25 protein-coding genes and 1 pseudogene are annotated in these 26502 nt (G+C 71.3%); 17 read left to right on the top strand and 9 right to left on the bottom strand.

The window, feature by feature from the left end; genetic code table 11:
- Positions 1-169 precede the first annotated feature (169 nt).
- Together AB0G16_RS25595 and AB0G16_RS25600 are read left to right on the top strand one after the other, a co-directional pair.
- Entirely contained in the window at positions 170-1120 is a 951-nt protein-coding gene (locus AB0G16_RS25595; protein ID WP_362809791.1) for a hypothetical protein, read from the top strand.
- Between the two features lie 5 nt (positions 1121-1125).
- Positions 1126-1971, top strand: a complete 846-nt coding sequence (locus AB0G16_RS25600; protein ID WP_362809794.1) for a MauE/DoxX family redox-associated membrane protein — start codon at positions 1126-1128, stop codon at positions 1969-1971.
- A gap of 119 nt (positions 1972-2090) precedes the next feature.
- On the opposite strand, the gene AB0G16_RS25605 is transcribed toward AB0G16_RS25600, so the two are convergent.
- Positions 2091-3272 (bottom strand): ATP-binding protein, encoded by a 1182-nt coding sequence (locus AB0G16_RS25605; RefSeq protein ID WP_362809797.1) that lies wholly within the window; start codon positions 3270-3272, stop codon positions 2091-2093.
- 426 nt (positions 3273-3698) lie between these two features.
- On the opposite strand from AB0G16_RS25605, the gene AB0G16_RS25610 reads away from it, so the two are divergent.
- Positions 3699-4520, top strand: a complete 822-nt coding sequence (locus AB0G16_RS25610; protein ID WP_362809800.1) for a M15 family metallopeptidase — start codon at positions 3699-3701, stop codon at positions 4518-4520.
- A 110-nt stretch (positions 4521-4630) separates the two neighbouring features.
- Here AB0G16_RS25610 and AB0G16_RS25615 read toward each other — a convergent pair whose 3' ends face one another.
- Positions 4631-4999, bottom strand: coding sequence for a VOC family protein (locus AB0G16_RS25615; RefSeq protein ID WP_362809876.1), 369 nt, complete (start codon positions 4997-4999; stop codon positions 4631-4633).
- A 123-nt stretch (positions 5000-5122) separates the two neighbouring features.
- Positions 5123-5740: pseudogene (locus tag AB0G16_RS25620) on the bottom strand (DUF4328 domain-containing protein); the annotation flags it as partial.
- A gap of 138 nt (positions 5741-5878) precedes the next feature.
- Here AB0G16_RS25620 and AB0G16_RS25625 point away from each other — a divergent pair.
- The 3 genes from AB0G16_RS25625 to AB0G16_RS25635 all read left to right on the top strand — a co-directional run bounded on the left by AB0G16_RS25625 (position 5879) and on the right by AB0G16_RS25635 (position 8949).
- On the top strand, positions 5879-6754 hold the full coding sequence (locus tag AB0G16_RS25625) for an NUDIX hydrolase (protein ID WP_362809803.1): 876 nt from the start codon (positions 5879-5881) through the stop codon (positions 6752-6754).
- A gap of 43 nt (positions 6755-6797) precedes the next feature.
- A complete protein-coding gene (locus tag AB0G16_RS25630) occupies positions 6798-7826 on the top strand; it encodes a permease (RefSeq protein WP_362809806.1) in 1029 nt (342 codons plus the stop codon).
- Positions 7827-8076: 250 nt separating this feature from the next.
- Positions 8077-8949 carry a TIGR03943 family protein gene (locus AB0G16_RS25635; RefSeq protein ID WP_362809809.1) on the top strand — a complete coding sequence of 291 codons (873 nt, stop codon included), beginning with the start codon at positions 8077-8079 and terminating at the stop codon, positions 8947-8949.
- 102 nt (positions 8950-9051) lie between these two features.
- Here AB0G16_RS25635 and AB0G16_RS25640 read toward each other — a convergent pair whose 3' ends face one another.
- Entirely contained in the window at positions 9052-9864 is an 813-nt protein-coding gene (locus AB0G16_RS25640; RefSeq protein ID WP_362809812.1) for a PrsW family glutamic-type intramembrane protease, read from the bottom strand.
- Positions 9865-9916: 52 nt separating this feature from the next.
- Entirely contained in the window at positions 9917-10492 is a 576-nt protein-coding gene (locus tag AB0G16_RS25645) for a cadmium resistance transporter (protein ID WP_362809815.1), read from the bottom strand.
- A 173-nt stretch (positions 10493-10665) separates the two neighbouring features.
- Between AB0G16_RS25645 and AB0G16_RS25650 the strand changes: the two genes are divergently transcribed.
- The 5 genes from AB0G16_RS25650 (at position 10666) to AB0G16_RS25670 (ending at position 13987) form a co-directional block, all read left to right on the top strand.
- The gene (locus tag AB0G16_RS25650; protein WP_362809818.1) at positions 10666-11472 is read left to right on the top strand and encodes a hypothetical protein; all 807 of its coding nucleotides are present in this window, start codon (positions 10666-10668) and stop codon (positions 11470-11472) included.
- Positions 11473-11793: 321 nt separating this feature from the next.
- Complete coding sequence (locus AB0G16_RS25655) at positions 11794-12162, top strand: hypothetical protein (RefSeq protein ID WP_362809821.1); 369 nt, start codon at positions 11794-11796, stop codon at positions 12160-12162.
- 3 nt (positions 12163-12165) lie between these two features.
- Entirely contained in the window at positions 12166-12552 is a 387-nt protein-coding gene (locus AB0G16_RS25660) for a hypothetical protein (protein ID WP_362809824.1), read from the top strand.
- 151 nt (positions 12553-12703) lie between these two features.
- Entirely contained in the window at positions 12704-12940 is a 237-nt protein-coding gene (locus AB0G16_RS25665) for a hypothetical protein (RefSeq protein ID WP_362809827.1), read from the top strand.
- Positions 12941-13159: 219 nt separating this feature from the next.
- Positions 13160-13987, top strand: coding sequence for a protein phosphatase 2C domain-containing protein (locus AB0G16_RS25670; protein WP_362809830.1), 828 nt, complete (start codon positions 13160-13162; stop codon positions 13985-13987).
- A 123-nt stretch (positions 13988-14110) separates the two neighbouring features.
- On the opposite strand, the gene AB0G16_RS25675 is transcribed toward AB0G16_RS25670, so the two are convergent.
- Entirely contained in the window at positions 14111-15028 is a 918-nt protein-coding gene (locus AB0G16_RS25675) for a hypothetical protein (protein WP_362809833.1), read from the bottom strand.
- A gap of 230 nt (positions 15029-15258) precedes the next feature.
- Between AB0G16_RS25675 and AB0G16_RS25680 the strand changes: the two genes are divergently transcribed.
- Positions 15259-15516: a cell division protein SepF gene (locus tag AB0G16_RS25680; RefSeq protein ID WP_362809836.1), complete on the top strand. Its 258-nt coding sequence runs from the start codon at positions 15259-15261 to the stop codon at positions 15514-15516.
- 491 nt (positions 15517-16007) lie between these two features.
- Here AB0G16_RS25680 and AB0G16_RS25685 read toward each other — a convergent pair whose 3' ends face one another.
- Complete coding sequence (locus AB0G16_RS25685; protein WP_362809839.1) at positions 16008-16793, bottom strand: ABC transporter permease; 786 nt, start codon at positions 16791-16793, stop codon at positions 16008-16010.
- Between the two features lie 24 nt (positions 16794-16817).
- Positions 16818-17747 carry an ATP-binding cassette domain-containing protein gene (locus AB0G16_RS25690; protein ID WP_362809842.1) on the bottom strand — a complete coding sequence of 310 codons (930 nt, stop codon included), beginning with the start codon at positions 17745-17747 and terminating at the stop codon, positions 16818-16820.
- Between the two features lie 131 nt (positions 17748-17878).
- Between AB0G16_RS25690 and AB0G16_RS25695 the strand changes: the two genes are divergently transcribed.
- Together AB0G16_RS25695 and AB0G16_RS25700 are read left to right on the top strand one after the other, a co-directional pair.
- Positions 17879-18838, top strand: a complete 960-nt coding sequence (locus tag AB0G16_RS25695; RefSeq protein ID WP_362809845.1) for a TetR/AcrR family transcriptional regulator — start codon at positions 17879-17881, stop codon at positions 18836-18838.
- A gap of 79 nt (positions 18839-18917) precedes the next feature.
- A complete protein-coding gene (locus AB0G16_RS25700; RefSeq protein ID WP_362809848.1) occupies positions 18918-19241 on the top strand; it encodes a hypothetical protein in 324 nt (107 codons plus the stop codon).
- A gap of 310 nt (positions 19242-19551) precedes the next feature.
- On the opposite strand, the gene AB0G16_RS25705 is transcribed toward AB0G16_RS25700, so the two are convergent.
- Positions 19552-20610: an LLM class flavin-dependent oxidoreductase gene (locus AB0G16_RS25705; RefSeq protein WP_362809851.1), complete on the bottom strand. Its 1059-nt coding sequence runs from the start codon at positions 20608-20610 to the stop codon at positions 19552-19554.
- Positions 20611-20826: 216 nt separating this feature from the next.
- On the opposite strand from AB0G16_RS25705, the gene AB0G16_RS25710 reads away from it, so the two are divergent.
- The 3 genes from AB0G16_RS25710 to AB0G16_RS25720 all read left to right on the top strand — a co-directional run bounded on the left by AB0G16_RS25710 (position 20827) and on the right by AB0G16_RS25720 (position 26162).
- Positions 20827-22239, top strand: a complete 1413-nt coding sequence (locus tag AB0G16_RS25710; protein ID WP_362809855.1) for a CHAP domain-containing protein — start codon at positions 20827-20829, stop codon at positions 22237-22239.
- A 164-nt stretch (positions 22240-22403) separates the two neighbouring features.
- Positions 22404-25403 carry a BTAD domain-containing putative transcriptional regulator gene (locus AB0G16_RS25715; protein ID WP_362809858.1) on the top strand — a complete coding sequence of 1000 codons (3000 nt, stop codon included), beginning with the start codon at positions 22404-22406 and terminating at the stop codon, positions 25401-25403.
- 99 nt (positions 25404-25502) lie between these two features.
- Positions 25503-26162 carry a M15 family metallopeptidase gene (locus tag AB0G16_RS25720; RefSeq protein ID WP_362809861.1) on the top strand — a complete coding sequence of 220 codons (660 nt, stop codon included), beginning with the start codon at positions 25503-25505 and terminating at the stop codon, positions 26160-26162.
- The last annotated feature ends 340 nt before the right edge of the window (positions 26163-26502 follow it).

The raw sequence follows: 26502 nt of genomic DNA on the forward strand, positions 1-26502 counted from the left end.
GCGGCGATGATCACAGTTTGTCATCGAACGGACACCAATGCGTTCCACCAGGAAGGGGAACTTTAGTACCGGGGTGGACACCTACCCCGATTATTGGTGGAGCGGACAGCGGAATTCCGCGAAGCATGTGACGCTGGCTGCCACACCTCGCAGAACCTGGGGAGCGACGATGCCCTATCACAGCACCGATCGCCGCCGTGTGCTGGCGGCGGCCGCGCTCGGCCGGACCGTCCAGGAGCCGGGCCCCCTCCCCTTCGAAGGCGAGCTCCTGCGCTCGGTCAGCGGCACGGTCCTGGACGTCAGTCCCCACCTGATCGTCATCGACACCCCGGACGGCCACGAGGAGCGGCTCGTCATCGCGCCGTGGGCGACCGCCTGGCGCGGTGAGTCCCTCAGCCCGGCCGACCTGCCGGTGGGCTCCCACGTGATCGTCAAGGCGTTGCAGGCCGGCCGGGTCGTGGACCGGATCTGGGCGGACATCACCAGGATCACCGGGGTGATCCAGTCGATCGGCTCCGAGGGCAAGGACCGCACGGTGGAGCTGTACTGCGGGCCGCACCGCGGGCGGCGCACCATCGTCATCCCCTACCGTTCGTCGGGGCGGCTCCGGGTGAGACACCCGCGGTTCGAGCCCGGGTACCTGTTCGACGCCATCGGGGTGCGGGAGGGCGGCGTGGCGCAGGCCCGGCTGCCCGCGACCTCCCAGCCGCCCTACCGGTGGACGGCGGTCCCCGCGCCCCCCCACGGTTACGGCGGCATGCAGTCGCGCATCTCGGGCACGGCGACCTGGTCGGACACCTTCGACTGCGACGAGCAGGGGGTCGCCTACCCCATGCTGGAGCGATCGGACACGGCGTGCGACGACGCCGGGGTGTCGTGCACCGGGCTCCCGTACCTGGCTCTGGGCTCGATGCTCAACGTGCGCAACGTCTGCGCCGGGCGTACCTCCCTCCTGCCGATCGTGGGGTGCGGCTGCATGGCCGGCCGGTTCTGCGACCGCTGCCTGGAGTGCGGGACGTCCCCGCGCGGCCGGATTCTGGAACTGTCACCGCACTCCTTCGTGGAGCTCGGCGGAGACCTGACCAACGGGTGTTTCAACGCCCGGCTCGGAATGGGGTGACACGGATGCCGACGACGATCGCCATCGGGCAGTTGCCGGTCGTGCTCCTGCTGCTGGCCGCCGGTACGGCCGCGAAGATCTGGACGGTCGCCCGGGGGGTGGAGCCGGGCACGCTGAGCAGGCTGGGACCCGCCGTGCTGGTGCCCGAGCGCTGGCGCCCGCCCACGATGCTGGCGTGCGCGGCCGGTGAGCTGATCCTGACGGCCGGCCTGCTGGCGACCGGCCATCCGTTCTTCCGGTGGGGGACCACCGCGTTCTTCGCGATCTCCACCTACGTCCTGTGGGAGCTGCGCCGCAGGCGGCCGGACGCGGGCTGCGGCTGCTTCGGCGAGGTCAGCGCCATTCCGGTGGGGCGACGGTCGCTGGGCCGGACCGTGGTGCTGACGGCCATGTCCGCGGGGCTGATCTGGACTCCGGCGGCCTCCGGCTGGGACATGATGGCCGCGATGACGTGGGCGCACGCTCCCGCCGCGGTCGGTGGCCTGCTGTTGCTGGCCGTGCTCTCCCCCGAGGTCGAGGAGGCCGTCGCGAGGCTCCGCCACCGGGCGCCCTGCGAGCAGCGCCGTTTCGACCCGGCGACCGCGCTCGGCCGGTTGCGGTCGAGCACGGTCTGGCGCTCCCACGCGGAGCTGCTGTCGAGCACGGACCCGGTCGACAGCTGGCGCGAGCTGTGCTGGCGGTTCTTCGTGTATCCGGGACGGAGCCACACCGGCGAAGCCGTCGACGTGGTCTTCGCGGTCTACCTGAGCGGGCGGCACCCGGCGGTGCGGGTGTCCATGGTCGGCTCCGACGGACGGCCGGTGGAGAGCGAGCCGCTCGGCGAATCTCTGCCGATATCGGCGGGACGCTAGAGAGGCCTAGATTCCTCTAGGGCGGCACGATGTGACTCTATACGGCTCTCTAGCTTCCCCACTAGAGAGCCGTATAGAGGGCTATCTCCACTTCCCTAGAGTATCGAACATTCGTTCCATCAGACGGGTTGTGAGCGTAGAAACTTTCCAAAATGTGGCACGGTGAAGGCGATCAGCCCGCGCTCGGCACTGTAGATCAGGCCCTTCTTGATCAGGCTGTCGCGCGCCGGGGAGAGGCTGGACGGCTTGCGTCCCAGCCCTTCGGCCACCTCCGACGTCGCGACGGGCTCGTCCCCGATGGCGGCCATGGCGTGCATGTAGTCGCGCTCGGCGGGGGTGGCCCTCTCGTAGCGGCTGCCGAAGAACCCGACCGCGAGCTCCTCCTCGGCCTCCGGCGCGGACACCCTGATGTCCTCGGCGGTGATCGGGCTGCGCAGCGCCAGGTCCCAGGCGACCTTGCCGTACGCCTGGACGAAGTAGGGGTAACCGTCGGCCGCCACGTAGAGGGCGTCGAGGGCGTCCTGGGTGAACTCCACCCCCTCGCTCTCGGCCGGGGCGATGAGCGCCAGGTCGGCCGCCTCGCGGTCGAGACGGTCGATCCGGGCGTAGCGGAAGAGCCGTTCGGAGTAGCTCTTGCTGGCCGAGAGCACGCTGGGCAGGTGCGGCAGGCCCGCGCCGACCACGATCAGCGGGCCGCCGCTCTGGGAGAGCTCGTGGCAGGCCGCGCACAGGGCCGAGACGTCGGGGGCCTGGACGTCCTGCATCTCGTCGATGAAGAGCGCGATGCCGACCCCGAGGTCGGTGGCGACCGCGGCGGCGTCGACGAACAGCTCGGTGAGGTCGATCTCCAGGTCGCCGGAGTCGGCGCGCCCGCGGCCGGCGGGCACGTCGATGGCGGGCGACCAGTGCGAGGTGCCCTTGGCCGCGGAGGGATCGCGCATCGCGAACGCCTTGAGCACGCCGAGGAACTCCTCGATGCGCTCGGGCGCCCGATGCCGGGGGGCCAGCTCCCGGACGGCCATGTGCAGGGCGGCGGCCACCGGGCGGCGGATCGACTGGTCCGGCCGGGCCTCGATCTTCCCGGTGCCCCAGAGCCGCTGCATGGCCATCGACTTGAAGGTGTTGAGCAGGACGGTCTTGCCGACGCCGCGCAGCCCGGTGACCACCATGCTGCGCTCGGGACGGCCTCGCGCCACCCGCTCCAGGACGATCTCGAACTGCTGGAGCTCGCGGTCGCGTCCGGCGAGCTCGGGGGGGCGCTGCCCGGCACCGGGCGCGTAGGGATTGCGAACGGGGTCCACGCTCTCGGACTTTATGACGGGATATAGCGGTCGGCTTAGATTTCCGTAGAAAGAGCTACGGCGTGTCGCCGGGCCCGCCGCCGGAACGGGGGCGGGCGGGGCGGGTGCCATGGGCGACATCGCGAGCATCGCCGTGCACCCCCCTTCACCTGGGCGGACATCAGACCGAACCCGTGTTCGATCCCGTGCCCACGACTGTAGCGTGGGTTCGAACACAGGCGCGATACGTTTCGATGAAAAGCCTCCCCAAAGAACATGGATCATGGGGCCATGAGTGAAGCCCGGACGCCCCCTCCCGGACGCCGGGCCCGGGCGGCCCACGATCGCCCGCGGGAAATCGCCGTCACGACCCTCCGCCACCCGGGGTGACCGATCGACTACAATGATCCATTGTCGCTTTTGTCTGTTTCGATGAGGGGGCGGCACGTGCCAGGGCCCAGGTTCACGATCCACGCGCGCGCGACGCTCGCGGTCACCGTCGGCTGCCTCACGGCCGCCGCCTGCGGCACGGCCGCCTCCCCGTCCGGCCCGGCGCCGCCCGCCGCGTCGGCCCCCGTCCCGGCGCCCTCGCCGACCACCCCGGTGGACCCGACCGGCGCGACGCCCACGGCCCCGGAGCCGACCGGCACCACACCGGCGGCTCCCGGGCCCACCGAGGCGGCACCGACCCCGACCGGCCCGCCACCGTTCTCCGCCAAGGTCTCCCGCGTCACCCGCGACCGGCTCAGGTACTCCTGGCGGCCCGGATGCCCCGTCCCGGTCGGCGACCTGCGGCTGATCACGATGACCCACTGGGGCTTCGACGACAGGGCGCACACCGGCGAACTGGTCGTGCACAGGGCCGTGACCGAGGACGTCGTCTCGGTCTTCCGGCGCCTGTACGACTGGCGCTGGCCGATCCGCAGGATGCAGTCGGTCGACGTCTACAGGGGCGACGACTTCGACTCGATCGACGCCGACAACACCTCGGCCTTCAACTGCCGCCCGGCCACCGGGTCGAACAGCTGGTCACGGCACGCCTACGGCCGGGCCGTCGACATCAACCCGCGCGAGAACCCGTACGTGTACGCCAACGGCTCAGTGGCGCACGCCAACGCCCGCAGGTTCGCCGGACGCCCGATGCGGGGCAAGGGCGTGATCAACCCGGGCGACCGGGTGGTCAGGGCGTTCGAACGGGAGGGCTGGGAGTGGGGCGGCGACTGGTCGGGCATCAAGGACTACCAGCACTTCTCCAAGGGCGGCGGCTGAGCCGCGCGAAGACCGCGCCGCACAGGTCCGGCCGACGGGCGAGCGGCCGCACCGTACGGGGTCCGGCCGTACGGACGAGCGGCCGCGCGAGAGGTCGATCGCGCGACGGCTCAGCCGTACGCCGGTGAGACGTTGGGCTGGAGCAGCTCCCACCGGTTGCCGTAGGGGTCCCTGAAGACGGCCACCGTACCGTAGGGCTCGTGGCGCGGAGCCTCCTCGAAGGGGATGCTCGCCGCCGCCATCCGCTCGTAGTCGCGGACGAGGTCGTCGGTGCAGAAGACCAGGCCGGTCTGGTCGCCCACGCGCGCCTCCTGCTCGGGGCCGGAGGCCCGGGCGAGAAGGAGCGCCGTCTCCCGCGCGCCTCTCGGTCGTACGGTGACCCAGCGCCCGCCGTCGTCCAGGCGCCTGTTCTCCAGGAGATCGAGCCCGAGGGTGTCGACGTAGAAGGCGATGGCCTCGTCGTGGTCGCGTACGAACACGGTGACGAGCCCGAGGTGCGCCCCGTGAGCGCCGCCCTCGAAAGGTCCGGCCTCCCCGAGCCGCCGCGCCCGCGTGAGCCGGTCCTCGGCACGGGCCGCCTCCTGGAGATCGGTGATCGCCAGGATCACCCGGACGGCCAGCAGCCCGGCGGCGAGCGACGACACGACGCAGGCGACGAGAGCGAGGATCTCCAGCCGGTTCAGCCCTCCCGCCACGAACCTCTCGGCCACCACGGTCATGACCCCCGACAGCAACCAGGTCAGCCACCACGACCGGATCAGGACGGAACGACGGACCCTGAGCAGATCGGTGCCCGGCCACAGGCCACCGGGCCGCGAGGTGGCCCAGATGTCGTCGACGATCCCCTTGGGGACGAACAGGGAGAGCGGGGGGGTCCAGCCGAGGATCAGTAACGACGTGGCGTAGGTGTGGAAAACCCTCGGGGAGATCGCGTAGGCGTTGAAACGCGCCCAGAACAGCCAGATCACGAAGGCGATTCCCGCCGGGAGGCACAGCAGGGCGCTCAGGGCGTACACCGGGACGGCCGTCGGCCACGGCCACTTCTCCCCGTCGAGGAGCTGCCGTACCGGAACGACGACGGACGCGACCGAGGCCGACGCGATCAGGACGACGACGACCGTCGTGAACTCGCGGATCGGGCGCAGACGGCGAACAGGCACGGAGAACGCGCTCGTGCTCATGACATTCCTTCGACCGGGAAGCAGGATCCACGTCAGCATGCTGGATCACGTACGCCAGATCATGGCATGGCCACAGGAAATGCGCTTCACGTTATATCGGCGGACGTATTCGGCCATTCCCTCCTTTCTTACCGTCGGCGGGCGGCGGGGGACGGGGGCTGGTGCATCATTGGTCGCATGGCGGCCAGGGACGGGGACGGCTGGGCCCGGTGTGATCGCGGTCATCGGCACTGGGGCGTGTACGGGGCGGCCGGTCTGCTGGCCGTTCACCACGACGACGCGGGAACCCCGCACGTCCTGATGCAGAAACGCGCCGTCTGGAGCCACCACGGCGGCACCTGGGGTCTGCCGGGCGGCGCCCGCGACAGCCACGAGAACGGCGTCCAGGCCGCCCTGCGCGAGGCTTCCGAGGAGGCCGCGATGGACGGCGACGGCCTGCGGGTGCAGGGTGTCTACCTCGACGACCACGGCGGCTGGTCCTTCGAGACCGTCATCGCCGAGGCCGCGGAACTGTTGCACGCGGTCCCCGCCAACAACGAGAGCGTGGACCTGCGCTGGCTCCCGGCCGGGAAGGTCACCGCCAGGAACCTGCATCCCGGCTTCGCCGAGACCTGGCCGGCGATCGGCCTCGCGCTCTCGCCGTGGCTCGTCGTCCTCGACATCGCCAACCTGGTGGGTGCCCGTGCCGAACACGGCTGGTGGAACGACCGCGCCGGGGCCACCGCCAGGTTGCTCGCCGAGATCGGGGCACGCGCCGCCGCCGGCCTGCGGACCGTGCCCGGTCAGGTTCCCGCGCTGGAGTGCTGGTTCCCCCGGGTGTCCGCGGTCGTCGAGGGCGCCGCGCGCGGAGCCGTCCGCGACGGCGTCCCGGTCCCGGGAATCTCGGTGATCCCCGCGCCCGCGGACGGGGACGACAGCGTCGTCCAGGCCGTACGGGACGCCCGGCCGTGGGAGCGGGTCCTGGTGGTCACCGCCGACCGCGGGCTGCGCGGACGGGTCGTGGAGCTGGGCGCCGAGATCACCGGCCCTCGATGGCTGCTGTCGCAACTGTGATGTTCCGCGTGGGACGTACGGGATGTCTGGCACGATGAGGGGCATGTCTGAGCTTCGAGCCGGGCCGCGGGACGTGCGGATCGATGACGAGAGCCCGGTTCCCCCCGACTCCTGGGGACGGCGCGGCTCAGGTGGCGCCCTGCCGTGGGGGTTCGCGCTCGTCATCGTCGCGCTCGTGGCGGGCCGTCTCCTGCTCACCCCGCACCTGACCGCGCCGGCCCTGCAGACCTGGGCCACGATCTTCGTGGCGATCTGCGTGCAGGCGCTGCCGTTCCTGGTCTTCGGCGTGGCCCTGTCGGCGGCGATCACGGCGTTCGTCCCGGCGTCGTTCTGGACCAGGGCACTGCCGCGCAACCCGGCCGTCGCCGTACCGGTCGCCGGGATGGCCGGGGCGGTGCTGCCGGGGTGTGAGTGCGCCTCCGTCCCGGTCGCCTCGGGGCTGATGTCACGGGGGGTGGCCCCGTCCGCCGCGCTGGCGTTCCTGCTCGCCTCCCCGGCGATCAACCCGATCGTGCTGGTCGCCACCGCCGTCGCCTTCCCCGGGCAGCCCCTGATGGTGGCCGCCCGGTTCGGGGCATCGCTGGCCGTGGCGGTGCTGGTCGGCTGGCTGTGGCTGAGGTTCGGCCGCACCGAGTGGCTGCGCATCCCCTCCCGCCCGCGCGGCGACGGCCCCCGGCTGGCGCAGTTCGCCGAGGCGATGCGGCACGACCTGCTGCACGCGGGCGGTTTCCTCATCGTCGGCGGCCTGGCCGCGGCCACGCTGAACGTCGTCGTCCCCCGCGAGTGGCTGACCACGATCGCCGGGGTGCCGTGGCTGGCCGTCCTGGTGATGGCGCTGCTGGCGGTGCTGCTGTCGATCTGCTCGGAGGCCGACGCGTTCGTGGCGGCCTCGATGACCGCGTTCTCCCCGACCGCGAAGCTGGCCTTCCTGGTGGTCGGGCCGATGGTCGACCTCAAGCTGATCGCCCTGCAGAGCGGCACGTTCGGCAGGGCCTTCGTGGTCAGGTTCGTCCCGCTGACCTTCTGTCTCGCCGTCGGGGTGAGCGTCCTGTTCGGCTGGTGGCTGCTGTGAGGCGGCCTTCCCTGGCCCCCGTGGGGCGGTCCTCCAGGCCTTCCGTGCCTCCCCGGCCTTCCATGCCTTCCCGGCCCCGGCCTCCCCGGCCTCCCCGGTCTTCCCGGTCTTCCCGGCCGAAGGGGTCCCGGCGGGACCGGCTGGCTCAGCGGCTCCTTCGGCTTCGGTGGATGCCGCGTGAACCGATCGCGTCCTCCGTCTCCCCTTCACCGATCACGCCCGCCCGGGCGGAAGGAATGCGCGGCCCCCGATGAACCGTGTGACACAGAACCTGGTCCTGACGCTGCTGGGCTGCGCCGTGCTGCGGATCTCGGCGTTCTCCACCACCTACCTCAACTACGTCAAACCCGGCTTCCGGCCTTTCCTGATCGGCGCCGGGGTGGTGCTGGTGATCCTCGGGGTCGTCGGGCTGCTCCAGGCCTCCAGGGCCGGAGACCTGGCCGCCGGGGAGTCCGCACCCGAGGGGCACGGCCACCCGCCGCGCGGTCGCGACGAGGCGCTGGACCGGCCGTCCGGACACGATCACGACGACGCCCGCGGGTCGAGCGGTCCGAACGGCTCGGACGGGCCGGGGGGCTCTTCCGGGGATCGTGAGGGACACGACGCGCACGGGGGGCACGCGCACGGAGGCCCCCGGGTCGCGTGGCTGCTCTGCCTGCCGGTGTTCGCGATCTTCCTGATCGCCCCGCCCGCGCTCGGCTCGTTCGCCGCCTCCCGTGACGACACCCCGCCGCCCCGCGACCAGAGCCTGAGCTCGTTCACCCCGCTGGCCGGCAACGGTCCCGTGGACATGACGGTCGGTGAGTTCATCGGCCGGGCCTGGGACGACGACAAGAAGTCCCTCACCGGCCGCACGGTCAGGCTGACCGGCTTCGTCTCCCCGGCCAAGAAGAAGGGGCAGTGGTACGTCACGCGGATGCAGATCGCCTGCTGCGCCGCGGACGCCTTCCCGCTCAAGGTCGCGGTCAAGGGGCTGGACGCGCCACCGGCCGACACCTGGGTCGAGGTCACGGGCACCTGGATCCCGCAGACCTTCGGCAAGATGCCCAACGGTGTGGTGTATCCGCAGATCACCGGGGAGAGCCTCACCACGGTGAAGGCCCCCGACGAGCCGTACGAGTAGGTCACCCCGTGGCCCGCGCCGGGCGGGTTCCTAGGTGCAGGGCGATTCCCGAGGCGCGCGACGGGTCCCGGGAAGCGCGGACGGGTTCCGGGGCGCGGGTGGTCAGGCGTGGGAGGGGAGGCGGTCGTCGGCCTCCCACGGTCTCAGGTCGCGGGTGGCCCGGTGGAAGAGCCAGTAGCTCACCGCCGCGACGACGAGGAAGAGCAGGCGGGCGGGGCGCGGGATGTCCAGGACGAGCAGGCCGTCGCTGAGCGAGTGCAGCACGGCCGCCGTCACGAAGGCGGTGACGACGGGGAGGGTCACCACGACGCGCCCGCGGATCCGCCACGCCTCGAACGCCACCGCGCAGATCAGGCCGGTCCAGACGAGGTGACTGAACGGGGTGGTGAGGCCCCGCAGGAAGAGGATCGTGCCCGCGCCGACCACGCCGCCCTCGCCCGCGACGTTCTTCCAGGCGTAGGCCATCGACTCCATGACGGCGAATCCGGTCGCGCAGGACAGCCCGAGGGCGACCCCGGCGGCCCTGGTCAGGTGGCGGCCGGTGAGGGCGACCGCCAGGGGCGGGACGAACTTGGCGGACTCCTCGATCCACCCGACCCGCAGGATCGAGACGTCGTCCTTCGGCGAGATGAGGAGCGAGTCGAGGCAGCCGCCGAGCAGGAGGGCGACGCCACCGCCGAACAGGAACATCCCCACCAGCGTCATGGGCGGCACGCTGACGCCGATCCGGGTCCGGTCGTGGGTGGCGAGCAGGAGGGCGACGGGCCCGGCCGCGGCCCCGTAGAAGAACGCCGCGGGCAGCAACGCCTCGTTCCCGGCCGTCTGCATCACGGCGATGAGCGAGAAGGAGAGAGCGATCATGGCGATCCACGCCTTGAACCATCGATGACGGTAGAAGCATAAATGCTCTCGCATAAGGGATAATTCCCCGATCCATATACCCTGAATTCGGGCGAATTGTCCATATTTATCTAAATATCGACTCGAGGACAATGACCGCGCCGATGACCATGAACACCACGGGCACCAGCCATCTGCCCCACCTCTCCACCAGCGCGATGACCTTCCCGTGCGATCCCAGCCAGGAGGCCACCGCGCACCAGACCGCGACGAGCACCGCGAAAACCGCGATCGTGACGCCGCTCGGCACCGGGCCGATCGTACGGAACAGCGGGGTGTAGACGGAGATGTTGTCGGCCCCGTTGGCGATGGTCACCCCGGCGATCGAGATCACCCCGGAGGCGACCGGCGGCGCCTCCTCCCCGCCGCTTCGCGCGGCTCCGACCAGCCCGCGCACCCCGAGACCGAACGGCACCAGGCCGAGCAGTCCCACCCAGCGGTCCGGCACCACGGCGAGCCCGAGCGCGACCGCTGCCGAGACGGCCACCAGGGTCGCGATGCCCGCGTACTGACCGGCGACGATCTGCCCGGGACGGGGGACGCCACCCGCCCGGGACGCCAGGAAGAGCACCGTCAGGATGACGAGGTCGTCCACGTTGGTGCCCGCGAAGACGACGACGGCCGTGCCGATCGTTTGAATCACGGGCGCATTATGTCCCCTGCGCCGATGACCGGGACGTCCCGCCCTCGACGGCCGGCCGACAGGTCCCCCGGGACCGGGTATCTTGCCTGGTGGCCGGGAGACACCGTGACCACTCCCGAGCCTCGGGCGTTATGATCACGTTTATCCGTTCCTACCGGCCCCGGAGATCACACGTGGGCTATCCGCCGCAGTACGGCAAGCCCTCCCAGGGTGAGACGGGGCGGGGGCTGGCCGTGATACTCGTCCTGGCGCTCGGTGTGGCCATCGGGGCCGTCGTCACCATGTTCATGGTGTTCGATCCTCCGGCCTCGCCCCCGGCCTCGGCGAGAGGCGCCGACCACTCGGAGGCCTCGGTCCGTCAGGCCGTACAGCCCGCGCTCGACGCCTACGGCAGCGGTTCCTACGACGATTTCTGGGATCTGTGGACCACCGGGGCGAAGAAGCTGATCTCCCGGGAGGAGTACGTGAGACTGTTCACGCTCTGCCCGCCGATCGTGGCCGACTCCCCGTTCACCGTCGCGTCCGTGGCGATCAGCGGTGACACCGCCGTGGTGCGGGCCGACAGGGGTGGAGCCACCACGGAGTTCGGCTTCGTCTTCGAGAAGGGGTCGTGGTCGTACGAACCGTCGCTGGAGGAACGCGCGGAGTACCGGAAACCGGTCGACCAGCTGGCCGCGGAGCGGCGGACGGCCGGGTTCTGCGGCACGACACCTCCTGGCACCACAGATCCGAACGCACCTCCCGGCACCACGGACCCGAACGCGCCCCCGTCCCCCGGCTCCACGGACCCGAACGCACCCCCCGGCACCACAGATCCGAACGCACCCCCGCCCTCCGGCTCCACGGACCCGAACGCGCCTCCCGGCACCACGGACCCGAACGCGCCCCCGTCCCCCGGCTCCACGGGCCCGGCCACGACCGCGCCACCGCTCGATTCGGGCCAGGGCGCCCCTGACAATCCCTCCGGGCCCACGCAATAACGGTTTCACCTATATATGAGTCGACATACGAGTATAAATACTTTTGAAGCGTAAAGGGCGATCATGAAAAGCGTGGTACCGGCGCCCGATCACGCGGCACCGAGGCGGGAACCGGGGCACCGGCCGGGCCGGGAAAAGGCGGGCGGCGCGAGGGCGGGCCGCTCCGGGAAAGGCAGGCGTGGAAAGGCGCCGGGCCTTCCCGTACGAGCCGCCGGAGTCGCGCGGAAGCGCTGTCATGGTCGGCGATTCACGGCTACTGTCGAACGCATGGCCCACTTCATACCGGCCTGGCGAGACGACGCAGGACCGGAGAGATCACCGGTGGACGACCGCGTGACGAGCGCGCAGGAGTCCGGTCCGGTTCCGCTCTGGCTGGCCCACCTTCAGTTCGGGGAAGAACAGAAGGCGAGCGGCACGGCGGCCTCCGAGACCTCCATCACCGTAGAGTTGGACAAGGCCGACTATGAGGCACTGTCCCGTAAGGCGCGGCTGACCGGAAGCCGGATCGCCGACGTGATCCAGGCGGCCGTCCAGCGAGAGATCGGCAACAAACCCCACGTGATCACCCTGATGCACCGCTGGAGCCTGCACCGCGAGGACCTCGACAGGGCGGCCGACTCCCTCGGAGTCGATCCCCTCTCCGAGAGGGAGTGGGACCAGATCGGCATCCGTGGCTTCCGGAGGCGCTGAACCATGCTCCCCGGTCGAGTGCTCGATGTGAGCGCGCTGGTCGACATCGCGGTGGCGAAGACCGAATACTCCAGGAGTGTCGCCGCCATGTGTCTCTTCCGCGGCGGCGGGATCTGCGTTCCGGCGACCAGCCTCGCGGCCGTGCTGTCCATCTCCCCCATCTCGACCCAGGTCGAGCTGTTCGAACTCGTCACCACTCCCGGCGTGACGATCGACGACTTCACCCACGGGAAGGTCGGGGACATCGCGGAGATCCTCGACGGATCGCGCGACGTCACGGCCGGGCACGTGGTCTGGTGCGCCCGGGCCACCCGATGGCCCATCCTCACCGACCGCGGAGCGGAACTCCTCCAGTACGACCGGCACATCGAGATCGATCCGCTGCCCTGACGCCCCCGGTCGCCGGCCGTGCCCGGCCGCCCCCGCGCCGTCCGGGATCGGCGACCGCTGATCGCCGATCGCGACGCCCTCTCCGGAAACGATGCCGAATGTCGTGCTCCGGAGGATCGATTTCCGGCCCCGCGGCTTTCACACTGGGAGAGTGACATTCCAGACGATACGGATCAAGTTAGACATTCCCGATGAGCCGGAATACGCCCAGGTACGCGATATGCACGGCCACACCGTCACCGTCTTCACGTCCACGGAGATCAACGGCGAACGCTCACTGAAAATCGGCAGCCGGACCTTGCTCCTGAGAAAGGTGGGCGTGGACGAGGAAGGGGAGGAGCCGATGGACGTCTACCGGGCCGAGTCCATCTCGGATCCCTCGTACTGAGCGCACCTCCCCGGCACGCCGGGCCGCGCCCCGCACGCCACGCCCCGCACGCCGCGCCACGCCTCGGGACGCCCCCCGCCGCACACGCGCGCCGCCCTGCGGCCGGGTGGGCGCGAGTCCCGGGGAGTACGCCGCTCCAGCGGGGGAACCTGGTGGGGAGACCCGCGATCGCCCTCAGGCCCCCCAGCGTGACCCGTCCACCGCGAGGAGCACCACCCGATGCGCATCACCTTCGCCACCGAGGCCGCGCCAGGCCGGCGGAACGAGGACTTCGTCGGCGCCACCTCGGAGGTGTTCGCCCTTCTCGACGGCGCCGGTACCCCGGAGGGCTCGGGGTCCGGGTGCATCCACGGTGTCGACTGGTACGTCCGCTCCCTCGGCTCGACCCTTCTGGCGGGCATGGTCCAGGACAACGGAACGCTCACGGAGATCCTGGGGAACGGCATCAAGGCCGTCGCCTCCCTCCACGACTTCGTCTGCGACCTCACCCACCCCGGATCGCCGTCCGCCACGGTGGTCATGGTCCGCCGTACCGCCGACGACCTGGAGTACCTCGTCCTGGCCGACTCCGTGCTCCTCCTGGACCTGGCCGGTGAGACCGAGCCGACGGTCGTCTGTGACGACCGGGAGGCGCTGGTCGGCAGGGAACACCGATCCGTCCTGGACACGCTCGTCCACGGAAGCGTCGACCACGTCACCGCGCACCGCGAGTACGTGGAGACCATGCGGGGCCACCGCAACCGCGAGGGCGGCTTCTGGGTCGCCGCCGTCGACCCGCTCACCGCCGAGCGATCACTCACCGGCACGCTCCCCGCCGACCGGGTGCGCGCGATCGCCCTGCTCAGCGACGGCGCCTCCAGGCTGGTGGACCGGTTCGGCCTGGCCACCTGGCGCGAGGTTCTCGACATCCTGGAAGGTCCCGGCCCCGGTGAGCTGATCCACCGCGTCCGTGAGGCCGAACACACCGATCCCCAGGGATCCCGCTGGCCCCGCACGAAGATCCACGACGACGCGACGGCAGCCTACTGCCTGCTCGGCCGGCGGTGATGCCGGCGGTGATGCCGTGGACGGGTGCCTCCCGGCGAGGTCTGGCCCGTCGGCCGGCCGCCCGGTCCTCCCGGCCCACCGGTCGTCCCGGCCGTGATGACGGACCACGAGAACGGCGAACCGTCAGGGCGTGGGCGGTGAGGACGGCGGGCCGGCGGGGTCGGGCCCGTCGAGGTGGCCGAAGATCTCATGGGCCGAACCGATGCTCGCGCGCAGTGCGCGCTCCAGCTCGTCCGCCTCGCCCGTGAGATGCCCGATCTCGGGGATCGAGAGGGCGTCGGCGCCCGACTCCGCGAGCAGTTCCTCGTAGCGGGGCAGCCGCTCCGCGAACGCCTGGATCTGCGCGCGGGCCCGGTAGGCGCGTTCGGCGTCGGCGACGTGGGCCGCGTAGCGTTCGAGCGCCTCCACCCGCGCGGTGACGGCGTTCTCACTGCCGGCGAGCGCCCGCTCCAGCGGTCTCACCGCGGCCGCCACCTCCGGGGTGACCCCTCCGTGCACGAGGTGACGGTGTTCCTTCTTCAGGGTGGACAGCTTGACGAGCAGGCGCGCGATCTCCCATTCCTGGTGCGGGAGCATGACGGTGTTCCGTACGTCGTCGAGCAGTCCATCGGTGTTGACGCGCGACCGCAGAACGGAGTCGACGGCCTGGCGCGTCCGGTCGAGCAGACGTCGCGCACCGCCGTCGAGGTCGTCGAGCTCGTCGGGGAGAAGGCAGTGGTCCCGGTACCGGTGGGCGAGGTCGTACAACTCCCACTCCGGGATCGCTTCCTCCTCGGAGGCCCCCTGCGCCCTGATCGCGGCGAGCAGGAACCAGCCCAGCGCGACGGCCGGCAGGATCGCGGCCGAGAAGCCTCCCCCGAGCCAGAGCAGGATCAGCAGGCTCGCCGCGGAGAGGATGCCGCCGAAGACCAGGAGACCGGTGGGGGCGTGTTCCCTTTCCGGGCTCTCCGGTGGACCGTGACCGGCTCGCACGCGCGCGATCACCGTCGGGTTCACGCGGAGGACGTCCGCGACCTCCTGGGGGAGCGCGGGATCGACCACGACACCGGTTCGCGGTCCTCGCGAGGTCTCCAGGCTCCTCACCCCTTCCCCGCGATCACTCTATGGCGCGGGGACCCCTGCTGCGACGGGTGTTCGCGGGAACAGGGGCACGGTCCCCGGGGCGGGACCGCGTGGCCCCGTCGCCGTGGAGGGGCGGGGAATCCGGACTCGTCGCGGACGCCACGGCGAGGAGGTCTTGACGGACGGCGTGGACGGTGGAGACTGATGCGGTGTTCAAGACGCTGTGTCCCCGGGACTACAACGAGGTGCTCCACGTCGGGCACTACTTCCGCACCGGCACGCCCGTGGTGATGGACCTCACCGGGATACCGGACGGTGAGGCCACGCAGTTCGTCGACTTCGCCGCCGGCCTGGTGTTCGGCAGGGGCGGGGACATGGACCGCCTGTCGCCCAAGGTGTTCCTGCTGATGCCTCGCGGGATGGGCCGGCGGCCGTCACCGCCTCCGGCCGCCGACGAGACCTCGTAGGCCGGACGACCTGAGGTGCTCCGGCCCGCGCGGCCGCCGTGGTGGTGCCCGCGCCGCCGCGGTGCACGACGGCGGCGACCCGCCGCAGGAGCGCCTGCTGATCGACCTCCCCGGCGAACGGGCGGTCGGGCCCGTCGTCCGGCGGCGCCAGGCCGGCCCAGCCCCGGAGCACGACCGCGCGCCGTCCCGGCGCGCGGGCCGCCCGGACCGTGTTCCGGCCGAGGTCGTGGGGAGCGTGGATGCCGCCGAAGCCGAAGTGGACCGGCGGCTCGCCGGCGTCGAGGAACGCCTCCAGCTCCGCGGACAGCGGGCGCTCGTCCGGCAGGATCAGGCACCCACCCGGACCACGTCCGGATCGGCGGGCCCGGCCAGGGTCCCAGTGCCGGGTCGGCCGCCGGCCAGGGCCTGCCGGTGAACAGGTGACCTCGCACGCACGGACGCGCCGCCGGTCACGTACGCCCGGGTCTGATCCACCGGCGGTCCTCCCTCCCTCAGCCGCGGGTGCGGCGGCGGAACAGCCAGGAGGCCAGGACGAACGAGCAGGCCAGCAGGCCGGCGCACCAGGCGACCGCGATCCGGCCGGTGCCGCCGATCGGGGTCCCGGTCAGCAGACCCCTGACGGTCTCGATCACCGGGGTGATCGGCTGGTTCTCGCTCACCGCGTGCAGGAACGACGGCATGGTGTGCGTCGGAACGAACGCGCTGCTGAGGTAGGGCAGGAACAGCATGAGGAAGCTCAGCGTGCTGGCGGACTCGACGGACTTCGCGATCACGCCGAGCCCCGCCGCCAGCCAGGACAGCGCGAGCACGTACAGCAGGAGCAGTCCGGCCGCCAGTGTCCAGTCGACGAACGTCGCGTCGGGACGGAAGCCCATCGCGACGGCGGCGCCGACGACGACGGTGGTGGAGAGCAGGTTCCGGGCGACGCTGGCGACGACGTGGCCGGTCAGGACCGCGGAGCTGCGGATCGGCAGCGACCGCAGCCGGTCGACCATGCCGCTGGTCATGTCGTGCGCGACGGACATCGCGGTGGACGCGGCGCCGTAACCGGTGCACAGCAGGATGATGCCGGGCACGACGTAGTTGATGTACTCGGTGCCGGTGTCGATGGCCCCGCCGAAGACGTTGACGAACAGCGTCATCATCAGCAGCGGCAGGACGATGGACATGACCAGCGTGTCGGCGTTGCGGCGGCTGAGCCGGACGCTGCGGTCGATCATGGTCAGGGAGTCGCTCACGGCGTTGCGGACGCCGCCGTGCACGGCGAGGACGGTCATGGTCGTGGTCCTTTCCGGAGCCGGTCAGACCCGGGCCGGAGTACGGCCGGCGGTGGTCAGGGAGAGGAACACGTCGTCCAGCGTCGGCCGGTGCGAGGACACCGTGACGGGCGGCACGCCCGCGGTCCGCAGGTCGTCCAGCACCCGGTGCAGGTGCTCCGCGCTGCCGTCGGACGGGACGCCCAGCGCGAGGGGGTCGGTGCCGCGCGGCACGTCGAACAGCGTGGCGGCACGGGCCGCGTCGGCCTCCGCCGCGAACCGCAGGACGAGGCGGTCCCCGCCCACCTGGGACTTCAGCGCGTCGGCCGTACCGGAGGCGGCGACCCTGCCACCGTTGATCAGCACGATCCGGTCGGCCAGCCGGTCCGCCTCCTCCAGGTACTGGGTGGTGAGGACGATCGTCGTCCCCGACGAGACCAGGTCCTTGAGGGCGTCCCACATCGTCGTCCGGCTGGCCGGGTCGAGACCCGTGGTCGGCTCGTCCAGGAAGATCACCCTCGGCCGCGAGACCAGGCTCATCGCCAGGTCCAGCCTCCGGCGCATGCCGCCCGAGTAGGTCGCCACCCGCCGGTCCATGGCGTCCACCAGGTCGAACCGCTCCAGCAGCTCCGTGGCGCGACGCCGGGCGCCGGGGCCGCCCAGGTGCATCAGACGGCCGATCATGACCAGGTTCTCCCGGCCGGTCTGCTGGTCGTCGACCGCGACGGACTGGCCGGTCAGGCTGATGACGCCGCGCACCTTGGTCGCTTCGCGCACGACGTCGTACCCGGCGATCCGTACGCTGCCGCGATCGGGCCGCGACAGCGTGGTCAGGATGCGGATGGTGGTGGTCTTCCCCGCGCCGTTCGGACCCAGCAGCGCGAAGACCGTGCCCTCCGCGACGTGCAGGTCCACCCCCTCCAGAACCTTGGTGGACCCGAAGGCCTTGTACAGGCCGGTTGCCTCGACGATCACTCTCGCTCCTCCGCCTCTCGCGTACGATCACACTGATGCGTATGTCATACGCCTAAAAGCGTAGACCATACGCATCGGGGAGGGAAAGGGTGTTCCTAGACTGTTCTCGTGCTCGTGACGAGAGGGACCGGATGACCGACGAGAACCAGGTGTCCGCCGAGGTGACCCTGCTCTGGGGGTTGCGCGAGACGGTACGGCGGGGGCGCAAACCGTCCCTCACGGTCGCCGAGATCACCCGGGCGGCGGTCGAGGTGGCGGACGCGGAAGGGCTGGCCGCGGTGTCGATGGCCAGGATCGCCGCGCACCTCGGCAATGCCACGATGACGCTGTACCGCTACGTGAAGAGCAAGGACGAGCTGCTCCTGCTGATGGCGGACGCGGCCCTGGACGGGCCGCCGGACCTGCCGGACGACGTGGACTGGCGGACCGGGCTGACGCTGTGGGTCAAGGGCGTGCTGACGGTGCTGCGACGGCACCCCTGGGCCGCGCAGATCCCGGTCAGCGGACCGCCGATGGGTCCCAACAACCTCTGGTGGTTCGACCGCGCGCTGCGCGCGCTCGCCGGCACGGGTCTCGAGGAGGAGGACAAGGTCGGGGTCGTGATGGGTCTGGTGACCTTCGTGCACGGCGAGCTCCGGCTGAGCATAGACCTGTCCGCGAGCTACGCGGAGAACCCCGAGGCCTTCGGCCGCCAGTACGGCATGGCACTCGCCCGCGTGGTGGACGCGCGGCGGTTTCCCGCGCTGAGCAGGGTGATCGCCACCGGCATCTTCGAGGGCGACGTCCCCTACGACGAGGAGGTCGAAGGGGCGTTCGCGCTGAACCTGTACCTCGACGGCGTGGGCGCGTTCATCGAGCGCAGGACCGCGGGGCGGGAGGGTCGCACGCCGGACGGGGGACCGGAGCGGGAAGGACGCTCATCGGGCACGGGACCGGAGGAGGACCGCTCATCGGGCACGGGACCGGAGGAGGACCGCTCGTCGGGCGCGGAGCCGGAGCGGGAGGACCGCTCGTCAGGCGCGGGGGGCCGGGCCGGGGCAGCGCCGAAGCCGCCCGGACCCGTCGGCGGCCCCGGCGGCTCCGATGCTTGACCTTTCCCCTCCATCGTCCGGGACCATATCCGCCGTGGTGTTCCTCCGTTCTCTGGCCGTCGGGCTTCTCAGCGGGGCCGTGACGCTTCCCCTCCTGTGGCTCTGGCAAGGCGACGGGTCCGAGTACCCGCGCCTGGCCGCGCTCACGGGGGTGATCGCCGTCCAGTTCGTCATGATCCCGATCATGCTGGCGGCCGGGGCCTGGAGGGTCGCCTTCTGGAGCAGGCGGCCTCGGCCGGCGCCTCCCGGCCTCGTCCTGGGAGGGATCACCTTCGCGTTCGGCGCCCTGGTCCTGACCCTGGCGACGGACGTGTCACGCCGGTTCGGGGGTGGCCTTCCGGAGCCGGCGATCCGGACGGCGAAAGCGTGTCGGCGGCGCTTGCCGGGCTCTCGGGAGCGGTGACCCTGCTCGTCGGTGCGTGGATCGTGATCGCTCGGATCGTCGCCGTCCGGCGTTCCCGCGCGGTGGACGTCCCGGCGACCACGAAGGGATGACGGCTCCGCCGTTCGACACCGGGTCGATCCCGGAGAACTCCGGCGGGAGCGGCCCGGTTCCCGGTGGTACGGGGGGCTTCTCTGTCATGCCGTCCATCGTCGGTGACGGGAGATCGGGATGCGAGCGTTCGGTGACAGAGCCCCCCTCCGTGACCAGGTCACCATGCCGCGGAGGTGGTCCCCGGGAGGGCGGAGCGGCCTGCGCCGTGTGAAACGGATCATCCGGCAGGCGCCGCGGCCTTGCTCCGGGCCAGCAGTTTCCTCACCCGCGGCACGACCTCCTCCCCGTAGAGGCGGATCGTGTTCATCAGCTTCTCGTGCGCGAGCGTCCCGGAGCTGTACTTGAGCTCGAAGCGGTCGACGCCGAGCGTACCGACGGTATTCGCGATCTTCGCGGCCACCGTCTCGGGCGATCCGACGTAGAGCGAGCCCTCGTCGGCCTCCGACTCGAAGCGGCCCCGGGTCGTGGGGCCCCAGCCGCGCTCGCGGCCGATGCGGTCGTGCATCGCCCGATAGTGCGGCCAGAGCTCCTCGCGGGCCTGGCCGTCGGTCTCGGCGATGTGGCCCGGCGAGTGCACGCCGACCGGCAGCCGCTGGACCTTCAACTGGTCGAGGGCACGGTGGTACAGGTCGACGTACGGCGCGAAACGCCCCGGCGGACCGCCGATGATCGCGAGCATGAGCGGCATCCGGTAGCGCGCCGCGCGCACCACGGACTCGGGACTGCCGCCGACGCCGATCCAGGTGCGCAGCCGGCCGGACTCCGTCTTCGGGTACACGTGCTGGTCCTTCAGCCCGGGACGAAGACGGCCCTGCCAGGTGACCGGCCCCTCCTCCAGGAGATGGGAGAGCAGGTCGAGTTTCTCCTCGAACAGCTCCTCGTACTGCGCCAGGTCGAAACCGAACAGCGGAAACGACTCCGTGAACGAGCCGCGGCCGAGAATGATCTCCGCACGGCCCTGGGACACCGCGTCCAGGGTGGCGAACTTCTCGAACACCCGCACCGGGTCGTCCGAGCTGAGCACGGTCACCGCGGTGCCGAGACGGATGCGCTCGGTACGGCCGGCGATCGTCGCCAGCACGATCTCCGGTGCCGAGACGGCGAAGTCGTCCCGGTGGTGCTCCCCGATGCCGATCGCGTCGATCCCCACGCTGTCGGCGAGCACCGCCTCTTCGACGACGTTACGGATCACCTGCGCGTACGACAGCCTGTTCCCGTCCGCGTCGACGTTGACGTCCCCGAACGTGTCGATCGCGAACTCCGGCGATGCGGACATCGTTTCCCCTCTTTCCCGATGATCTTTCGTGCTTCCCGGCCGCTTCCCGGGCGTTTCCCGGCCGCTTCCCGACGGCGGGGGCGGTAGACGGAAACCACGGCGACACGGCGAGAATTCCTGTCGCCCGCTCGCCCGCTCGCCCGGCACGAGATGCCCGGTTCGGGGTTGGAGCGGTTTTGAAGGGGCTTTGGAGAGGGCCGGCGGACACTTTCGGCCATGGAACCTCTCAAGAACTGCGTCTCGTACTTGTCCCGCGTCCTGCCTCCGATTCTCGCGGTGACCGTCGCCGCCCTGAGCAGCACAATGATCTCCACGACGCCCGCGACAGCGGCAGCAACGGCAACGGCAACGGCGGCAACGACGGCGGTGGTCAGCCGTTCGACCATCGTGTCCGTGGCCCAGGGCCAGCTCAACAACGCGGCGCGCAACGCCGAGTCGCCGCTGGGCAGCGGTTGCAACTACTACACCGGGCACTTCCGTAGCTGGAAACCCTCCGCGGGGTGCCCGTCGAAAGACGGTGTCCAGTGGCGCGACAGTGACTGGTGCGCCGACTTCTCCAAGTACGTCTGGCGGAACGCCGGCGTCCCGCACGCCGACGTGCCGGAGACCAGCGGCGGCGTCCTCACCGGCTGGGCCGCGTCCTTCAAGGACTACGGCGTCCGGCACGACACCTGGCACACCCGCGCCAGCGGTTACACGCCCCAGCCCGGTGACGCCGTCGTCTTCGACTGGGACCAGAGCGGCGACATCGACCATGTGGGCATCGTGAGCTCGGCGAACGCCGGCACGGTCTACACGATCGAGGGCAACAGCGGCGACCGGATCAAGGCCAATTCCTACGCCCGCTCCAACGCCGACATCGTCGGCTACTCCGCTCCGGTCGGAGCGACACAGACCGCCGGTAAGGCGTCGGTGTACGGGGTGCTGGCCGACGGCCGCCTCACCTACAACACCGTCGACGCCGCCACCGGCGCCTTCACCCTGGTCACCTCCACCGCCACCCTCGGCTTCACCCCCAAAGCCATGGCCACCCTCAACTTCAACACCCTCCTGATCACCGAAGACGGCCCCGACGGCAAGCTCTACCGCATCGACGTCCAGGACAACAACGGCGACCTCACCTTCAACCCCCCCGTCCACCTCGGCACCGGCTACACCCACGACCTCCTGGCCTACGACGGCAACACCCACCTGTTCGGCATCGCCAACGGCGTCCTGCAGCGCTACACCATCAACACCGCCAAACCCACCACCGCCAACATCTCCACCGGCACCAAGATCGGCCCCAACCAAGGCACCGGCTTCACCCTCAAAACCCTCACCGCCACCGCCTCCAACTGGATCCTCGGCACCACCGACAGCGGCGCCCTGATCTCCTACCGCATCACCGGCGACGGCAGCGACTACACCCGCTACCCCCTGCGCGACAGCACCTGGCAGGTCTTCGACCACCTCATCTCCCCCGGCGGCGGCGTCTACCTCGCCCACCACACCAACGACAACCTCTACCGCTACACCGACACCGACCCCCACGACGGCAACGCCGACGACCTCACCAACCACGGCACCCTCAGCACCGGCGGCTGGAGCCAGATCCTCCTGTCCGCCCAACCCGGCACCGTCAACTGACCCCACCCGGCAGCACGACGCACCACGAAGGGCCCCGGACACGTCCGAGGCCCTTCGCCCTCGTCCTGAGGGCTCCCCTTCGGATTCCCTCGCCCTCCCGCGGACCGAAAGCGCCGGTGGGCGTTTAGGTTTGGGATGATCGGTTGAGCCTTGGGGGGGTTCAAATGGAATTACGGCTTCTGGGCCCCATCGAGGTGCTGAGCGGCGGGCGGCAGGTTCCTCTGGGGGGAGGCAAGCCGCGGGTCCTCCTCGCCACCCTGCTCCTGGCCTCGGGCCGGGTGGTCACCGTCGAACGCCTGATGGAGGCGATCTGGCAGGACTCCCCGCCGCTGAGCGCGCGGGGAGTCCTGCAGACCTATGTCGCCTCGCTGCGCCGGGCGTTCGCCGACGCGGGCCTGCCGGAGGTCATCGTCTCGCACCGGGTGGGCTACTCCGCCGAGATCCCGCCGGACAGCCTGGACAAGACCGTCTTCGAGCGGCTCACCGGTCAGGGACGGCAGGCGGCGCGCGACGGAAACCACGCGGAGGCGGCGAACCTGTTCCGGACGGCCCTGGCCCTGTGGCGGGGCCCGGCCCTGAGCGGGATCGGCGACACCCACCTGCGCGCGGAGGCGGCCAGGCTGGAGGAGCTGCGGCTGACGGCGATCGAGGAGCGGGTCACCGCAGATCTGGCGGCGGGCCGGGAGGACGGCCTGATCGACGAGCTCAACGAGCTCATCGCGACGTATCCGGTGCGCGAGCGGCTGCGCCGCGACCTCATGGTGGCGCTCTACCGGACCGGCCGGCAGGCGGACGCGCTCGAGGTCTACCAGCACGGCAGGCGGGTGCTGAACGAGGAACTGGGCATCGAGCCGGGACCGGAGCTGCGGCAGGCGCACGAATCCGTCCTGCGCTCCGATCCCGCGCTGCTGGGCGCGGCGAGGGCCGCCCCGCCCCGGCAGCTGCCCTCCCCGCCGTCCGACTTCACCGCACGCGAAGCGGAGATCGCGGAACTACGCGACCGCCTCACCAGGCCGGACGACATGCCGGTCTGCGTGATCTTCGGGCCGGGCGGCGTGGGCAAGTCGACCCTGGCCCTGCGCGCCGCGCACGAGATCGCGCACTTCTACCCCGACGGCCAGCTGCACGTCGAGTTGCGCGGCACCTCGGAGGTGCCCGCCACCCCGCAGGAGCTCCTCGGCCGGCTGCTGCGCGACCTGGAGCCCGGAACGCCGCCGCCCGACACGCTGGAGGAGCGCGCCGCCCGCTACCGCACGCTGCTTGCCGACAAGCGCAAGCTCATCATGCTGGACGACGCCGCCGCCGAGCGGCAGGTCCGGCCGCTGCTGCCCGGCGCCCCGGGCTGCAGGGTCGTCGTCACCTCCCGCAACCGCCTGACCGGCCTGGCCGGCGCGACCGTGCTCGACCTGGGCCTGTTGCCCGACCAGGCCGCTCTGCGCTTCCTCGAGCAGGTCGCCGGTCCGGAGCGCGTCGCCTCGGATCCCGGAGCCGCGGAGCGCATCGTACGGCAATGCGGTGGTCTGCCCCTCGCGCTGCGCATCGCCGGGGCGAGGCTGGCCTCGCGCCGACAGTGGTCGGTGGCCCGGCTGGCCGACCGGCTGGCCGACGAGCAACGCAGGCTGGACGAGCTGACCGTCGGAGACCAGGAGGTGCGAGCCGGCATCGCCCTCAGCTACGCCCTGCTGCCCGCCGAGGCCAGGACGGCGCTGCGCCGCCTGGGCCTGCTGGGCCTGCCGTACTTCCCGGTGTGGGTGGTGGCGGCGGCCATGGGGACCGGCCTGGACGAGGCCGAGCGGGTACTGGATCACCTGGTGGACACCTCCCTGGCGAACGTGACGGACACGGACGCGACCGGCCGGGCCCGCTACCGGCTGCACGACCTGATCCGGTTGTTCGCCCGGGAACGGGCGCAGGCGGAGGAGTCAGAGACCCAGCGCGTCGCGGTGGTGCGCAGGGTGCTCGGCGGGTGGCTGTGGCTGGTCGAACAACTCAGCGAGGCCGTACCCACCGGCGCGATCCCGATGCGCGCCGCCCTCGGTCTGGCGCGGCCGGTGGACCCGGAGGTGGCGCGGACGGCGCTCGCCGACCCGCACGGCTGGTTCCGCGGCGAGGAGGAGGCACTGATCCTCGCGGTGGAGCTGGCGGCGGCGATGGATCTCGACGACATCGCCGTGCATCTGGCCTCCGCGCTGTCGTCGGTGGCCTTCGAGGGCAGCCAGTACGTCTTCGACAACCCGTTCGCGGCCTGGCACCGCACGCACGAGGCCGCGCTGGCGGTGGCGCGGCGGATGGACAACGCACTGGGCGAGGCGACCCTGCTCGCCGGTCTCGGCCACCTGTACTACGAGCGCGATCACTACGCCGAGTCCCGCGAGTACCTCAGCCAGGCCCTCTCGCTGTTCCGCACCACGGGCGACGCCCGGGGCGAGGCCGGCACGCTCGCCGCCCTCGGCGCCGCCTGCCGCGAGCAGGGCTACCTGCCCGAGGCGCTGCACTTCCTGGACCGGGCGAGCCGCAAGTGGGCCGGCCTCGGCGATCCGACGGCACTGGCGCACGTCAAACGGCTGTCCGGCAGCGTGCACCTGGAGCGCGGGGACTACCCGGCGACCTGGGAGGACCTCACCGCCGCCCTGTCCCTGTACCGGGAGGCGGGAAACCGCCGCGGCGAGGGCCTGACCCTGCGGAGCATGTCCCTGTACCACCGCGCCCGGGGCGAGCTGGAGCGGTCGGAGAAACGGTGCGAGGAGGCGTTGCCGATCTTCCGTGAGCTGGGCGACCGGCTGATGGAGGCGTACTGCGTGCGTTCCCTGGCCAAGACCTGGATGCGGCTCGGCCGGTTCGACCCGGCGCGCCGCGCCCTGGAGGGGGCACTCGCCACGACCCGGACCCTCAACGACCGATGGGGCGAGGCGTGCACCCTGCGCACGCTCGGCGAGCTCGACCTGGCCGAGGGGCGGCTCTACCAGGCCAAGAGCCGCCTGGAGGAGTCGCTGGCCCTGTGGGAGACGCTGCGCGCCACCCTGTTCCGCGCCCGCACCCTGCGCGACCTGGCCCAGGTGTACGACGCGCTCGGCGACGACGTCTCCGCCAAGACGGCCCTGGCCGAGGCGTTGGAGACCTTCCGGTTGCACGAGGCCCGTGAGGCGCGTGAACTCGCCGGCTGAGGGCCTCGCGGGGTGATTACAGCGTCTTTGAAGCGTCGCGGTGCATGATCTGCGTCGGCGCCCCGTGCGGAGCGCCTTCGAGACGTCGTGGAGGCTTGCATGCGGGAGATCGTGCTCCTGTCGGACCCCCGGATCGCCGAGGTGTCGGTGAAGGAGTGTGGCGAACCTCTGGTCGACCTTCGCACCGTGGAGGCCATCCGGGTCGACGGGCAGCTCGCCGACCCCGAAGGCGCGTACGCGCACGTGCGGCTGAGCGTGGCCGACCGCCTGATCGCCGCGCAGACCTGGCTGCCCCGCAGACTGCGCCTGCTGGTCGTGGAGGGATTCCGCCCGGCGGCGCTGCAGCGCCTCTACTTCGCCGAGTCCCTGGCCGCCCACCGGACGGCCAACCCCGGCTGGGACGACCGGCGGGCCCACGTGGAGGCCAGCAGGTACGTCTCCCCGCCCGAAGTGGCCCCGCACGTCACCGGAGGCGCGGTGGACCTGACCCTGTGCACCGTCTCCGGCGTGGAGATCCCGATGGGCACGCGGGTCAACGCCACCCCACCGGAGAGCGACGAGGCGTGCCACACCGCTTTTCCCGGCATCTCCCCCGAGGCCCGGCGCAACCGCGACGTCCTCGGGGCCGCCATGGCGTCCGCCGGGTTCGTCAACTACCCCACCGAGTGGTGGCACTGGTCCTACGGCGACCGCTACTGGGCGTTCACCACGGGTACGCGCCACGCCCGCTACGGCATGAGCGACGGCCCCGCCCGCTGAGCGCCCTCCCGGGAGCCACCGGCCGGTCGCCGCCCCTCCGGCGTCGTCGGCGGGTCAGGCCCCGGAGCCCGAAGGCGACGTGCCGCGCCGGGTCCGGGCCAGGCGTGTCGACGCTCGACCGGGCGAGCCAACGCCTCGCGATGCTGTTCGACGGAACTCGCGCCCGGACCTGTCCGCGCCACTTCTCCGCACTCACCGGGGCTTCGTCCACCTGGTGACCCTAGACGCGACGCCAGGCGGCAAGGCACCCGTCCACATCGCACCAGCGGCTCGGATGCCGGCGGTTGTCAATCCCCTGAAAACGTGGAGAGGTTCCTATGCCACAGCGGCCCTCACCAGG

Source organism: Streptosporangium sp. NPDC023615, assembly GCF_040640155.1.
Taxonomy (GTDB): domain Bacteria; phylum Actinomycetota; class Actinomycetes; order Streptosporangiales; family Streptosporangiaceae; genus Streptosporangium.

Coding starts and splice junctions, on each gene's coding strand:
- AB0G16_RS25670 (WP_362809830.1), top strand. CDS start 13,160: ATGCGCATCACCTTCGCCACCGAGGCCGCGCCAGGCCGGCGGAACGAG.
- AB0G16_RS25600 (WP_362809794.1), top strand. CDS start 1,126: ATGCCGACGACGATCGCCATCGGGCAGTTGCCGGTCGTGCTCCTGCTG.
- AB0G16_RS25625 (WP_362809803.1), top strand. CDS start 5,879: ATGGCGGCCAGGGACGGGGACGGCTGGGCCCGGTGTGATCGCGGTCAT.
- AB0G16_RS25715 (WP_362809858.1), top strand. CDS start 22,404: ATGGAATTACGGCTTCTGGGCCCCATCGAGGTGCTGAGCGGCGGGCGG.
- AB0G16_RS25695 (WP_362809845.1), top strand. CDS start 17,879: ATGACCGACGAGAACCAGGTGTCCGCCGAGGTGACCCTGCTCTGGGGG.
- AB0G16_RS25640 (WP_362809812.1), bottom strand. CDS start 9,864: ATGCGAGAGCATTTATGCTTCTACCGTCATCGATGGTTCAAGGCGTGG.
- AB0G16_RS25595 (WP_362809791.1), top strand. CDS start 170: ATGCCCTATCACAGCACCGATCGCCGCCGTGTGCTGGCGGCGGCCGCG.
- AB0G16_RS25635 (WP_362809809.1), top strand. CDS start 8,077: ATGAACCGTGTGACACAGAACCTGGTCCTGACGCTGCTGGGCTGCGCC.
- AB0G16_RS25660 (WP_362809824.1), top strand. CDS start 12,166: ATGCTCCCCGGTCGAGTGCTCGATGTGAGCGCGCTGGTCGACATCGCG.
- AB0G16_RS25710 (WP_362809855.1), top strand. CDS start 20,827: ATGGAACCTCTCAAGAACTGCGTCTCGTACTTGTCCCGCGTCCTGCCT.
- AB0G16_RS25705 (WP_362809851.1), bottom strand. CDS start 20,610: ATGTCCGCATCGCCGGAGTTCGCGATCGACACGTTCGGGGACGTCAAC.
- AB0G16_RS25630 (WP_362809806.1), top strand. CDS start 6,798: ATGTCTGAGCTTCGAGCCGGGCCGCGGGACGTGCGGATCGATGACGAG.
- AB0G16_RS25720 (WP_362809861.1), top strand. CDS start 25,503: ATGCGGGAGATCGTGCTCCTGTCGGACCCCCGGATCGCCGAGGTGTCG.
- AB0G16_RS25685 (WP_362809839.1), bottom strand. CDS start 16,793: ATGACCGTCCTCGCCGTGCACGGCGGCGTCCGCAACGCCGTGAGCGAC.